Annotated in this window: 11 protein-coding genes; 1 reads left to right on the forward strand and 10 read right to left on the reverse strand. The window is 72.5% G+C overall.

Translation table 11 applies throughout. The features are described from left to right. Positions 1 to 4 precede the first annotated feature (4 nt). From ACZ60B_RS31440 to ACZ60B_RS31475, 8 genes are all read right to left on the reverse strand, one after another. Positions 5 to 577: a hydrogenase maturation protease gene (locus ACZ60B_RS31440; RefSeq protein WP_469392932.1), complete on the reverse strand. Its 573-nt coding sequence runs from the start codon at positions 575 to 577 to the stop codon at positions 5 to 7. Next, entirely contained in the window at positions 574 to 2016 is a 1443-nt protein-coding gene (locus ACZ60B_RS31445; RefSeq protein WP_469392934.1) for a hypothetical protein, read from the reverse strand. The genes ACZ60B_RS31440 and ACZ60B_RS31445 overlap by 4 nt, the downstream gene beginning before the upstream one ends. Further along, on the reverse strand, positions 2013 to 2765 hold the full coding sequence (locus ACZ60B_RS31450; RefSeq protein ID WP_469392936.1) for a DUF6084 family protein: 753 nt from the start codon (positions 2763 to 2765) through the stop codon (positions 2013 to 2015). The genes ACZ60B_RS31445 and ACZ60B_RS31450 overlap by 4 nt, the downstream gene beginning before the upstream one ends. Continuing rightward, positions 2762 to 3538: a DUF5947 family protein gene (locus ACZ60B_RS31455; protein ID WP_469392939.1), complete on the reverse strand. Its 777-nt coding sequence runs from the start codon at positions 3536 to 3538 to the stop codon at positions 2762 to 2764. The genes ACZ60B_RS31450 and ACZ60B_RS31455 overlap by 4 nt, the downstream gene beginning before the upstream one ends. Continuing rightward, the gene (locus ACZ60B_RS31460) at positions 3535 to 4107 is read right to left on the reverse strand and encodes a hypothetical protein (protein WP_469393016.1); all 573 of its coding nucleotides are present in this window, start codon (positions 4105 to 4107) and stop codon (positions 3535 to 3537) included. Before ACZ60B_RS31460 ends, ACZ60B_RS31455 begins: the two co-directional genes overlap by 4 nt. Positions 4108 to 4139: 32 nt before the next feature. Then, positions 4140 to 5924: a nickel-dependent hydrogenase large subunit gene (locus tag ACZ60B_RS31465; protein ID WP_469392941.1), complete on the reverse strand. Its 1785-nt coding sequence runs from the start codon at positions 5922 to 5924 to the stop codon at positions 4140 to 4142. A gap of 164 nt (positions 5925 to 6088) precedes the next feature. After that, entirely contained in the window at positions 6089 to 7177 is a 1089-nt protein-coding gene (locus ACZ60B_RS31470; protein ID WP_469392943.1) for an NADH-quinone oxidoreductase subunit B family protein, read from the reverse strand. A 119-nt stretch (positions 7178 to 7296) separates the two neighbouring features. Beyond that, a complete protein-coding gene (locus tag ACZ60B_RS31475; protein WP_469392945.1) occupies positions 7297 to 9168 on the reverse strand; it encodes a hydrogenase maturation protein in 1872 nt (623 codons plus the stop codon). A 589-nt stretch (positions 9169 to 9757) separates the two neighbouring features. Between ACZ60B_RS31475 and ACZ60B_RS31480 the strand changes: the two genes are divergently transcribed. Continuing rightward, on the forward strand, positions 9758 to 10621 hold the full coding sequence (locus ACZ60B_RS31480) for a CAP domain-containing protein (protein ID WP_469392948.1): 864 nt from the start codon (positions 9758 to 9760) through the stop codon (positions 10619 to 10621). 109 nt (positions 10622 to 10730) lie between these two features. Here the strand turns inward: ACZ60B_RS31480 and ACZ60B_RS31485 are convergent, their stop codons facing one another. Together ACZ60B_RS31485 and ACZ60B_RS31490 are read right to left on the reverse strand one after the other, a co-directional pair. Beyond that, positions 10731 to 11030, reverse strand: coding sequence for an SHOCT domain-containing protein (locus ACZ60B_RS31485; RefSeq protein WP_450663380.1), 300 nt, complete (start codon positions 11028 to 11030; stop codon positions 10731 to 10733). A gap of 310 nt (positions 11031 to 11340) precedes the next feature. Further along, positions 11341 to 13089 (reverse strand): cation:proton antiporter, encoded by a 1749-nt coding sequence (locus ACZ60B_RS31490; protein ID WP_469392950.1) that lies wholly within the window; start codon positions 13087 to 13089, stop codon positions 11341 to 11343. Positions 13090 to 13098 lie beyond the last annotated feature (9 nt).

Raw genomic sequence — 13098 nt, forward strand, 5'->3', positions numbered from 1 at the left:
CTCCTCACTTCGCGGCTTCGCCGACCGTGGCCCGCGGCGCGGACTCTCCCGGCTCGTCGGCCCGCAGCAACTCTTCGATCAGCCGGACGGCCTGGGGTACGGCGGCGGCCACCGGTGCGCTGAGGCCGATGCCCTCCTCCACCGAGGCCGGTTCGCAGCCGAGCACCAGCGTGCGCCGGGGCGGCCTCCCGCCGGTTCCGGCGCACAGGGTCCCGAGCAGCGCGAGCACGGTGTCGGGGGTCATGCGGTGCCCGTCGAGCGCGGCACCGGGCGGCGCCGCCTCTCCGGCCGCGCCGTCGTGTTCGATCAGGTACAGGGTTCCGGGTGCCTCGCCGCGCCGGGTGGCGTCCACCAGGATCAGGGTGTCGTAGCCGTCGAGGACCTGGTACGCGAGATGCACGCCCCGTACGCCGATGTCCACGACCTCGACGCGGTCGGGCAGTGGGCTGCCGGTGAGCGCGCGCACGGTCTCGACCCCGAAGCCGTCGTCGCCGAGGAAGATGTTGCCGATGCCGGCGACCAGGACCCTGCCGTCCGGTGCGCCGGTCAGGTCCGTGGAGGCGCTCGTACGGCTCATGCGGGGTCCTCCAGCGGTGTGACCTCGTCGGGCTGGAAGTACAGGTACCGGCCCTGTTCACGGCGGATGTCGGCGCCCGGGTCGCCCTCCACCGTGACGGCCAGGTGCACCGCGCCGTCCACGTCGTGCAGCACCGCCTCGACCTTGGCGCTGCGGCCCTGGAGGAAGAGGTCCTGGGCGTCGGTGCGGCGCAGGCCGGGGCGCAGCAGCACGCGGCTGCCCGCGCCGAGCGAGCGGCCCTCCACCACGACGCGGTCGCGTGCCGGGTCGAAGCCGGCGTCGCTCGCCGGATCCCACCACGGTGTGTCCTGGCGCTGCACGCCGAACTCGTCCGGGAATCCCGGACCCGCGGCGCCGACCGGGTTCGCCGGTCCGGGACCGGTCACCTCGCGCAGGCCGCGTACCGCGCCGTGCAGGCGTTCCAGGACCTCGGGGGGCATCGAGTCCGCCAGGTCGATGACCGCGGCGGCCCGCTCGTCCGTCCCGCGGGCCTCGCGCTTCTCCTCGTCGGTGAGGGCGGCGGTGCGCAGCGCCAGGATCTCGTCGATCTCGGTGGCGTCGTACAGCGCTCCCGGGCTCTCCGGGGCGATCGCGGGATGGTCGTCCAGGATGATCGGCGAGGACAGCACCAGGTCCGCGCGGCCCGGTTCGCCGGCGAGCACGGGCCAGGTGTGCAGGTTGCGGCAGGACGCGACCGCGCCCCTCGCCCACTCCGGCGGATCCGTCATGGACAGGAACGACCCGGCGCTCAGGCCCATCAGCAGATGGGCGGCGACCAGGCAGTGCGGCAGCGCGGTGTCCCGGTCGGCGGTGCGCCCGTCCGGGGGCGTCCAGGTGCTGGTGTTCTCGACCACGGCGGTCAGCCGCAGCGTCCGGTAGGGGCCGTCGAGTTCGCAGGCGGACAGCCGTACGACGCCGTCGACCCGCTCGTACCGGCGCACCAGCCGGCCGACGGTGCGGCCCGTCGCGTCGAGGACCGGCTCGGTCTCCTCGCGGGCGGGCCGGGTGAACGGGGCCGTGACGCCGTCGCCCAGGAGGTCGTCCACCGCGGCGACGACCTCGACGTGCTCCTCGGCTCCCTCGTCCCAGGGGACCAGGACCCGGTCCTCCAGGCGCAGTTCGGGAACCGTCTCGAAGCCGCCGTCCGGGGTCGACCGCTGCACGGTCCGCCGCCGGGCGTGCAGGAAGCGCAGCTCGACCGAGAGGGTCGCGCCCGTCCTCGGCTCCATCAGGCATTCGGTGTGCTGGAACTCGTGCTCCTCGCACTCGGCGCCCCAGGCGGGCGGCACCAGCACCCCGAACTGCCAGCGCAGCCGGTTCTTGGCCGCCGAGGCGCGGTACGGGTAGAGCACATAGCCCTCGAAGAGGACGGCGTCGGCGACCTGCCGGGCCAGGGCGAACCGTTCCTCGGTGGCCGGGGTGAAGGCGGTCACGGTCACGGGGCGGTCCTTCCGGTGCTTCGGGTCAGCGCCGCGAACGGATCGGCGGGAAGGGTGTCCGTACGGAAGCCGTCCGGACGGAATCCGTCCGTGCGGGTCGGGTCCGTGCCAGGTGGGTGGGCGGTCGCGCTGTCGTCGAGCAGTGCCCGCAGGGTCGCCTCCCAGGAGGGCAGGGCGTGGCGGGAGCGGTAGGCGAGCAGCGCGTCCATGGTGTCGCGGGGCAGCCGGATCCAGCCGCAGCCGGGGAAGTGCTGTTCGACCATCTCCCGCCAGACCGTGACCGGCATCCGGAAGGACGCCTCCCGGTCCCATGGCACGGGCTCGACCCGGAATCCTCCGGCCCCGGTGAACGCCGTGCCGGAGAAGAGCATCAGCAGCGGGACCTCGCCACTGTCGAGCGCGTCCAGATAGCGGCTCGCCGCGACGTCCAGGTCGTAGGTGCAGGGCACGACGAGATCCGTCTCGGTCTCGCCGGTGAAGCCGGGCACCATCACCGGGACCTGGGCGAACTGCACCGGCTGGAGGGTGCTTCCCCAGCGCGAGCGCTCGCCGAAGAGGTCCTTCAGGCCGTCGGCCTCGGCGGGCTCGTAACCGCGCCGGGCGGGTTCGATACGGATCTGGCAGCGCAGCGCGAGGGCGTGCACGCGGTCGCCGCCGGACGCGGTGACCCGCAGCCGGAAGACGAGGGTCGGCCCGGCGGCGTACCGGTCGGCGCGTACGCCGGTGCAGGCGAACGAGAACTCCGTCACGGTCGGCCCGCCTCGGCCGCGCACGGATCGGCCGTGCACGGATCGGCCGCGGGCGCCTCGGTCGCGTGCGCCTCGGCCTGGCCCACCGGCCTGGCACGGAGCGCGATCTGGGCGAAGAAGGTGTCCAGGGCGGCGCGGGCCTCGGCCCCGCCGTCGAAGCCCTGCCACAACAGCCGCATACGGCCCACCAGTTCGTAGCAGACGTCGATGGGTACGAGGTAGCTCTCGCACCGGCCGTGGACGCGCCGCAGCAGCAGGGCCTCCACGTCGGGTTCGAGCAGTCCGGCGATGCGGCTGTCACCGAGGACGGACGTCCAGACCGCCGGTTCGAGTTCGCTCTCGGTGGCCCCGGCCGGACTCGGGTAGAGGGCGACCAGCCGGTCGAGCGCCGCGTTGCGGAAGAAGAAGGCGACGCCGACCGGGATCTGGAGCGCCTCCCACGCGGCCTCGTCGAGGTGGTGGTCGGGGTCGGTGAGGTAGCGGTCCGGGACCGCGCGGAAGCGGCCGGCGGCCGCGCCCGGCCGCTCCATCAGCAGGGCGCAGCCGGTGCAGGCGCAGACCAGGGCCCGCTTCTCGATGTCGACCAGGTGGCGGTGGTCCTCCTCGGGCACCGCCACCGCGCACAGTTCGCACCGCTCGGGGCGGGGCGGCCGCTCGGTCAGGAATCTGCGCAGACCGCCGGAGCCGCGCGGGGCGGCCGGTTCCGGGGCTCGGCCTGAGGTAGGGACCGGGGGCCGGACGGGCGTCCGGACGGGATCGTGGGGTGCGCTCATGGTGTCTTCGCCGCCGTGGGGGCGCTCTTCGGGCTCTTGCCGATCTGGAGCAGGGGCGGTCCCGCGGGGGCGGTCCGGATGTCGACCGCCCGCACTTCCGGCGCGAAGCAGGCGAGCGCGTCCTCGACGGCCTGCCGGGCGGACCCGGCGCCGGCGGCGCAGCCGCAGCCCGGGTCCGCCTCGGTGGACCGCAGCTCCAGCGTGCCGGTCGCCTCGTCGAAGTCCGCGACCTCCAGGGCGTGTTCCCGGACGCTGTCCAGGGCGCGGGCGATACGGGTGTCCCGGTCCTCGGGATGCAGATCGTGCAGGACGAGCAGGCTCGCCACCAGTTCGTCGCCGAGCAGGGCCGCCAGGGGTTCGCCCCTGGGGGGCCGGCTCCCGCCCGCCGACAGCAGCCGGACGATCCGGGCCAGTCCGGCCCCGTAGAAGTCCATGAGGGATCGGACGAGTTCCTCGGCCGCCTCGGCGGCGGCGCGGTCCCCGGTGGCCGCCAGCCGGTCCAGCACCTCCTCGACACGGCGGCCGGTCCGCTCGGCGCTCACCCTGTTCGCCGCGTTCGTCGACGTCACCGCGTTCGTCGGGTGCGTCGGCGTCACCGCGCTCAACCGCCCAGTCCGCTCAGTCCGGTGGGCACGTGCATCTTCTGCACGGTCTTGCCGCCGCCCACGTACATGTGGACGCCGCACGGCAGACAGGGGTCGAAGCTGCGGACGGTTCGCATGATGTCGATGCCCTTGAAGTTCTCCGGGGGGTTCTCCTCGAAGATCGGGGTGTTCTGGACCGCGTCCTCGTACGGCCCAGGGGTGCCGTAGGAGTCGCGGACGCTGGCGTTCCACGGGGTGGGCGGGTACGGGTGGTAGTTGGCGATCTTGCCGTCGCGGATCACCATGTGGTGGGAGAGCACACCGCGGACCGCCTCGGTGAAGCCGCAGCCGATGCTCTCGTCCGGGACCTCGAACTTCTCCCAGGTCTGGGTCCGTCCGGCCCGGACCTCAGCGAGCCCCTGCTCCGCGCAGTGCAGGGCGACGGCGGCGGAGTACGCCTGGAAGTAGGTGCGCGCGCGGTTGCGTTCCAGCGCGTTGGACCACTGGGGGATCTTCCACTCGAAGGTGGTCTCCGGCTTGGTCATGGTGCGCGGCAGGGTGATGACCACGCTCTGCCCGGTGGCCTTGACCCCGCCGATGTCGACGAGCCCCGACAGGGCGGTGGACCACAGACGGGCGAGGGGGCCGCCGCCGGTGTCCAGGGCGAGGTGGTCCTTGCCGTCGAACCAGCGCGGCGACATGACCCAGCTGTACTTGTCGTCGAAGTTCCGCTTCTGCGGGGCGGGGATGGTGTGCTGGTTCCACGGGTGGCGCGGGTCCACCGGGTTGCCGAGCGGGTCGTGCGTGACGAACTGCTCCTGGCCCTGCCAGTCCTCGTAGTAGGAGCTGCCCAGCAGGATGCGGATGCCGAGGTTGATCTCGGTGAGGTCGTTGGTGACCAGCTTGTTGTCGACGACGACACCGGGCGTGACGAACATCCGCCGGCCCCAGTCCGTCATGTTGGCGTACGTGAAGTCGCAGTACTCGGGGTCGTTCAGCGCCCCCCAGCAGCCGAGCAGCACGCGCCGGCGGCCGACCTCCTCGTATCCGGGCAGGGCCTCGTAGAAGAAGTCGAACAGGTCGTCGTGGAGCGGCACCACGCGCTTCATGAACTCGACGTACCGCATCAGGCGGCTGAGGTAGTCCGTGAAGAGCTGCACGGAGGCGATCGTGCCGACGCCGCCCGGGTAGAGCGTGGAGGGGTGCACATGGCGCCCCTCCATCAGGCAGAACATCTCCCGGGTGTAGCGGCTGACCTGGAGGGCCTCGCGGTAGAACTCGCCCTCGAGGGGGTTCAGCGAGCGCATGATGTCGGCGATCGTGCGGTAGCCGTGCTCGCCGGCGTGCGGGGCCTCGGTGCGCTCGGCCAGTTCCAGGACACCGGGGTTGGTCTCTTTGACCATCTTCTCGCAGTAGTCGACCCCGACCAGGTTCTCCTGGAAGATGTTGTGGTCGAACATGTACTCCGCGGTCTCACCGAGGTTGAGGATCCACTCGCCGAGGTGCGGGGGCTTCACGCCGTACGCCATGTTCTGGGCGTACACCGAACAGGTGGCGTGGTTGTCCCCGCAGATGCCGCAGATCCGGCTGGTGATGAAGTGCGCGTCGCGCGGGTCCTTGCCGCGCATGAAGACGCTGTAGCCGCGGAAGACCGACGAGGTGCTGTAGCACTCGGCGACCCGCTTCTGCTTGAAGTCGATCTTGGTGTGGATGCCCAGGCTGCCCACGATCCGGGTGATCGGGTCCCAGGCCATCTCCACCAGGCCGGTGCCGTCTCCGGCCGCTTTCGTCGTCGGTGCCATCTCGGTGTGCCGTGCCCTTCGTCGCGCGCGGGTGTGGGGGGAGGTGGGTCGGGTCGGGGGGCTCACATGGATCGGTGACCCACGTGGACCGGTGGCCCACGTGGGGCGGGGACTCACATGGACCGGTGGCCCGCATGGGGCTCGGGCTCACATGAGGCGGGGGTTCACCACGGCGGCCGGTAGCCGGTGGTGATGCGCTCCCCGGTCTGGCGCCACTTGGGCTCCTTGTCCACGGTCCTGGCCGTGACGGACCGCAGCTTGCGGATCACCGCGCCGTACGCGCCGCTCGCCGTGCTGGAGACCCTGGCCCCGGGCGGTTCGTCCATGAAGGGCATGAACATGTCGGGGAAGCCGGGCATGGTGCAGGCGATGCAGATGCCGCCGACGTTCGGACAGCCGCCGATGCCGTTCATCCAGCCGCGCTTGGGCACGTTGCACTTGACGACCGGACCCCAGCAGCCGAGCTTGACCAGGCACTTAGGCGAGTCGTACGTCTCGGCGAACTGTCCCTGTTCGTAGTAGCCGGCACGGTCGCAGCCCTCGTGCACGGTGGCGCCGAACAGCCAGGCCGGACGCAGCTTGTCGTCCAGGGGGATCATCGGGGCGGCACCGGCGGCCTGGTAGAGGAGGTACGTGAGGGTCTCGGAGAAGTTGTCGGGCTGGATCGGACAGCCGGGCACGCACACGATGGGGATGCCGGCCTGCGACTTCCAGTCCCAGCCGAGGTAGTCGGGCACGCCCATGGCACCGGTCGGGTTGCCGGCCATGGCGTGGATGCCGCCGTACGTGGCGCAGGTGCCGATGGCGACGACCGCGAGCGCCTTCGGGGCGAGCCGGTCGATCCACTCGCTGGTCGTGATCGGCTGACCGGTCTCCGGGTTGTCGCCGAAGCCGCACCAGTAGCCCTCGGGCTTGATCGCCTCGTTGGGGATGGACCCCTCGACGACGAGCACGAACGGGTCGATCTCACCCCGCTCCCCCTTGAAGAACCACTCGATGAACGTGTCCGAGCCGCCGACCGGACCGCACTCGAAGTCGATCAGCGGCCAGTGCACCTGGATCTTCGGCAGGCCGGGCAGCACTCCGAGCACGATCTCCTCGATGCTCGGCTGCATGGCGGCCGTCAGCGCGACCGAGTCGCCGTCACAGCTCAGCCCTGCGTTGATCCAGAGGATGTGGATCGTGGGCGCCTCGTCCGCGGGCGTGCTTCCGCCGTCCGCAGCGTCGACCGGGCTCGGCGTTGCTGCAGTCATGGGACCGCCTCCTCGTGGTGTTGAGGAACAAAGGCCTGTATTTCGACCATCACTCTTCTTGCTATCAGCGATCCGGACCCGGTGGGTCGTCTGCGTGGGCCGTTCCGGTGACGGCGATGTCATGAACGCAGTGGGCCGTCCTTGCGGACGAACGCGCGCCGCAGCGCGTGGTAGGGGGCGTCGGGATCCTCGAACGTCCGTCGCATCCGGGTCAGCTCCCGCTCCCGGAAACCGGCCAGTGGCGCCACGCCCTCCCGGCGTTCCGCCTCCGCCTTCTTCGCGACGATGCGCGCACCGGTGCCCCGCAGTGACGCCAGCCGGGCCGCCAGGGCTCCGACCCGCGCCGGGAAGTCCTCCGGAGCGCACTCGAGCACCTGATCCACGAGGCCCACGCGCCGGGCGCCCACGGCGCTCATCGGCAGCGCCTCGCTCATGATCCGCCCGGCCGCGGCGGGGCCCACCCGACGCGGCAGCGTGTACGTCCAGTACTCCGACCCGTACAGGCCCATCAGCCGGTAGTGCGGATTCAGGACGGCGCCCGAACGGCACCACACCTCGTCGGCCGCCAGCGCGAGCATCACGCCGCCCGCCGCGGCGTTGCCCGCCACGGCGGCGACCACCAGCCGGTCCGTCGTGGTGAGCACCGCCTCCACCAGGTCGTCGATGGCGTTGATGTTCGCCCAGGACTCGGCGGCCGGGTCGGCGGCGGCCTCGATGACGTTGAGGTGGATGCCGTTGGAGAAGAAGTCCCGTCGGCCGCCGAGCACGAGCACCGTGGTCGGCCGCTCGCAGGCCTCCCGGTAGGCGGCGAGCAGACGGCGGCACTGCCCGGTGCTCATCGCGCCGCCCGGGAAGGAGAACGAGAGGAACCCCGTCTCGCCGTCCTCCCGGTAACGGATGTCCGTCCAGGTGCCGTGGCGCGCCCGCGGGTACGACAACGGGGGCGCGGGCACCTCCGGCAGCGCGGGCAGCCGGTCGCCGAGGGCCTGCGTGGCGGGCAGTTTGAAGGTGCGCGGCCCGCCCGGCCGACGGCGGGGCCGCAGTTCGGGGATCCACACGGCGCCGTCCCTCGTCGCCCGGCACAGCGCCCCGGCCCTGGTGGCCAGCAGTTCGCCCGGACGGCCGCGCAGCGCTGTCTCGGGGTGACCGCCGTGGAGGTACCACTCGCCGCCGAGCAGCGGGTCCAGCACCCCGGGCCGCGAGTCCGCGGCCCGCAGCTTGCGGAGGACGGTCGACGTGTCGTCCGCACACCAGTCGATGCGCCGGACGCTCTGGTCCAGGTAGGGACGGGTGCGCGGCGGGACGACCAGGGCGGCCGGGAGCCCGGGCGGGCCGGCGAGTGCGGACGGGGGCATGGTTTCCGCCGCGGAGGCGGGGGCGGCTTCGGCCGCGGACACGGGGAGGGCTTCGGCCGTGGAGGCGGGGGCGGCTTCCGTCGCCGAGGCGGAGGCGGGGGCGGTCTCGCCCGCGGACGTAAGGGCGGTTGCCACCGGGCCGTCTCCGTCGAGCGACCGCTGATCGAGCGGCACATGGGTTCCGCTCACGAAGCGGTCGACCGCGAGCAGGACGGCCGCGAGGGCGGCGTCGGCGATCTCGTTGCGGTACAGGTCGCTCTTGCCCACCGCCGGCAGCGGGCAGGCGACGGACGCCCACACGTCACCGGCGTCCATCTCCTCCTCGGCCTGGAGGACGGTCACACCCCATCGGTCGACACCCTCGTGGATCGCCCAGTCGAGCGAGGACGGACCCCGGTCGCCGACCGGACCCGGATGCACGATCAGACAGGTGTACTCCGACCACACCTCCCGGGGGACGGCCGTCTTCAGCATCGGCGCCAGGACGAGCTGCGGCGCGTGCCGCCGGACGGCCTCCGGCAGGGACCGGCCGGGCAGCGCGAGCTCCACCGACACGGTGTGACCGCGATCCCGCAGTTCGGCATGGACACGCTGCGTGAGGCTGTTGAACGCGTCGGCCACGAGCAGGATGTGCACAACTGCCTCCCGGCGGGCGAGGTGCGGGCGAGTACGTCCCCGCCGACTGCGATGGTCGGGGCTGCCGAACCCCTCGACCGCGGAGACAGGCGGTGAGGTCACCTGAAAGCACGCGCGGGCTTGACAGGGCCGCGTCGAGCGCCGGACGGAGACCGGCCATAACCGGAAGACCTGGTTCCGTGACATGCGTCACCCGGGCTCCCCGCATCAACCATGCCGGGTAGTAGATGCCGCTCTGGCGACATATGAGATTTGTCCGTCTTGACCCAAGCGGACATTCCGTCCGAAGCCATGAAGATCCACCCGCCCGGCGTGCGCCCCCACCGTCCTGCCCTTGAGGGTTTCTGACGTGCCGACAGGCGTGCGAGGGGCGCCACGGACGCACGGTCAGCACGCCCCCACCCCCGTGACAAGGACCCCCAAAGCCTACGAAGCGACGTAGTAGCGAGGTGGTGCAGGGGCCCTTTGCGCCCTATATGAGGACGTCCTAAGAATGTCGACCGGCAGGACGTCTCCGCGCTCGCAGAAGCGGAGTCCGCGCAGAGCCAGCCGCACGAGGGCGCTCCGCGACTACCGAGTGAGGTCACGCATGGCAAGGCATCGCAAGAGCAAGCAGTTCCGGCGGATAGTCATCACCGCCGTCGCCGTGGCGACGGTGGGCGTGCCGTCCGCCGCCATGGCCTGTGTCGACTGGCCGGGCGGCGGGGCCGCCGGCTCCACCCCCACCGCGGCGCACACCCTGAGCGCGGACTGGCGGGACCAGTTCGTCTGGAACCGCGCCTGGGACGGCGAGAGCGGCACGCCCACCACGACGGCAGCGACGAAGGCCACCTCCTCGGCCGACGCCCCCTCCCACCGGGCGAAGACCAAGACCCACAAGCCCAAGGCGGCCGCGACGGCCGGACACGGCACGCACGCTCCGCACGTTCCGTGGACCGCGCCGCCCGCCTCGGCCACCCCCGCGCCCGCGCACACACCGACGGCCACGAGCACGCCGAAGCCCGCCGTCACCCCGCAGCCGGCCAACACCCCCAAGCCCGCCGCGACGCCTTCGGCCACCGCCACCGCCACGGCGACCGCGGCCACCGAGCGCGTCGTCCAGCTCGCCAACGCCGAGCGCAACAAGGTCGGCTGCTCGGCCCTGACCGTGAACGCGACCCTGTCGAAGGCCGCCCAGGCGCACAGCGCCGACATGGCGGCGCACCAGAACATGTCGCACACCGGGTCCGACGGGTCCGCCCCCGGCGACCGGATCACCCGGGCGGGTTACATCTGGAGCACCTACGGCGAGAACGTCGCCTTCGGTTACGCGAGCCCCGAGCAGGTCATGGCCGGCTGGATGGCCAGCCCCGGCCACAAGGCCAACATCCTGAACTGCACGTTCAAGGAGATCGGCGTCGGCCTCGCGGAGCCCGGCAGCTACTGGACGCAGGACTTCGGAACGGCCCGCTGAGGCGGCCCACCGCGGCGACCGGCTCCCGACGACGCCCGCCCGCGCGACCGCGTGCGGGCGTCGTCGGGAGCCTGACCGCGTCCTCGTGGTCCGCGCCCGCGGCGACAGGTCAGCCGAGGAGCCTGCGCTTCTGCTCCGCGAACTCCGCCTCGGTGAGAACACCCTGGGCCTTGAGGTCACCGAGCTGCTTCAGCTGATCGATCTTGCTGCTCATGTCGTCCGTGAGCGGGGTGGTGGTCGCGGCCGGGGCAGCAGGCGCCACGGGCGGCGGAGCGGCCTGCGCCTGAGCCTGCTGGTACTCCTGCTCGGCCCAGCGGCCCTGCTGACGGCGTGAGACACGGTTCGACACGGCGGTGGCCGTGCCGGCCACCACGGCTGTGCGGGCTACCCCGCGGAGGAGACCTGGCACGGCGGTTCCCTTCTCGCAGGAGGCGCGTGACTGTCCGTCCGGCCTCCGATCTGCCTGACTGCCGGCCGGCGCGCGGCTGCCCGCGCGCTCGCCGGACTCCATTGGAGCACCGCGCGCGTACCACCGCACTTCGGCCCGGCCTGCCGATCCGAGTACGACCGGGCCTCAGCCGACTCCCGTACGGAACCGGTCCCCGGTCGGCCGATCCGAGCACGATCCGGCCCGACCGACCGACTCCAGTACCGAGCCGGTCCCCGGTCGGCCGATCCGAGTCGGCCGGCCCCCCGTCGGCTCGAGCGCGGCCCGGCCCTCAAGCCGTGAGGAGTACGGCGATGTCCCCCGGCCGCGGACTCGGGCCGCCGGCACGGGTGACCGGGAGCAGCCTGCCGTCGTCGCGGACCAGGAACAGCAGCCGGGCCCCGGCCTCCAGGGGGCCCTCGACCCGGCGGGTCACGACACGGACGCCCCCGGCATGGCGGCGCGCCAGTTCGGGCGCGGTGAGTTCGGGAGCGAAGAGCACCCGCCCCTGGAGGGAAGGGGCGATGACCCCCCGGTCCTCCACGGACGCCCCGAGCCGGTGGACGGTGCCCTCGACACTGCCCTCCAGGTTCATGGCCGCCAGTGCGTTGAAGTCGTCCTCGCCGGTCAGGAGCAGGACGCTGGTGAGACCCTCGGCCTCCGCACCGGCGCCGGTGGCCGCGGCGATGAACTCCCCCTCGGCGAGCTCGATCCCGGCGGCCCTGATGCTGTCGCGCTCCGCCTCGCGCGCCGCCCACATGACCACGTCGAGACCCACAGAACGCAGGGCCCGGCCCAGGTCGACCACCCAGGGATCGCCGCCCACGAGCAGCGGGCGCGAACGGGCCGGGCGCACCACGCCCAGCCGTCGCGCCACGGGCACCGCGCTCAGCCCGTACAGGGTGACCGTGGCCACGATCACCACGAAGGTGGCCGGCAGGATCCTCGCCGCACCGCCGATCCCCTTGTCGGCCAGGGTGGCCGCGAACGTCGAGGCGGTGGCGGCGGCGACGATCCCGCGCGGTGCCATCCACCCGAGGAAGCGGCGTTCCCCGGCGGGCACGTCGGTCCCCAGCGTGGACAGGGCCGCCACCGCGGGCCGGGTCACCAGGACCAGGACGGCCACGAGCCCGAGGGTCGGCAGCAGCACATGTCTCAGGGACTGCGGGGTGACGGTGGCCGAGATGGAGATGAACAGCAGGCCGATGACCAGGTTCACGAGGGTCTCGAAGAACGGCTTGCGGACGGCTTCGTCCAGGCCGGGCAGGTTCGCCACGGCCAGGCCCATCAGGACGGCGGCGATGAGTCCGGTGTCGTCGCGCACCAGGTCGCAGGCGGCCGCCACGCCGACCACGACGGCGAGTTGCACCGTCGTGCCCAGCACCTCGCCGAGCCCGAGCCTGCGCAGCGCCGCCACCAGCAGGGCCGCTCCGACCAGGCCTCCCGCGACACCGACCGCCGTGCTGAGCAGGAACTGCCCGAGCCGGCCCGCGACGCCCCGGTGTTCGCCCGCCACGATGGCGTGGAAGACCAGGGCGCCCAGGACGCCGCCCACGGCGTCGATCAGGGTTCCCTCCCAGACGAGGATCCGCTGGAGCCGCTCGGTCGGCCGGACGAAGCCGAGCAGCGGGCCGACGACGGTCGGCCCGCTCACGATGATGATCGCCCCGAGCATCACCGCCGCGCTCCGTGACATACCGAGCAGCGGTGCGGCCACCAGGGCCGTCGAGACGCAGGTGACCAGCGTTCCGATCCAGATCAGCCGGACCACGACGCGTCGCGTGTGGTTGCGGAGCCTGCTCAGGTCGAGGCCGAGCCCGGCGTCGTAGAGGATCACCGCGACGGCGAGCGAGACCAGCGGGGAGAAGGCGTCGCCGAGCAGCGCCTGGGGGTTGACGCTGTCCGTCAGCGTGCCGGCCGTGAAGCCGACCGGCAGCAGGACGATCAGCGCGGGGACGCGCAGTACGTGCGCCACCACCTGGGAGCCCGTCGCCAGTACGACGATCAGGGCGAGGCCCAGGAGTACCTGGTCTTCCGTCACCGCGCTGCG

It is taken from the genome of Streptomyces sp. NPDC104096 (assembly GCF_055584385.1).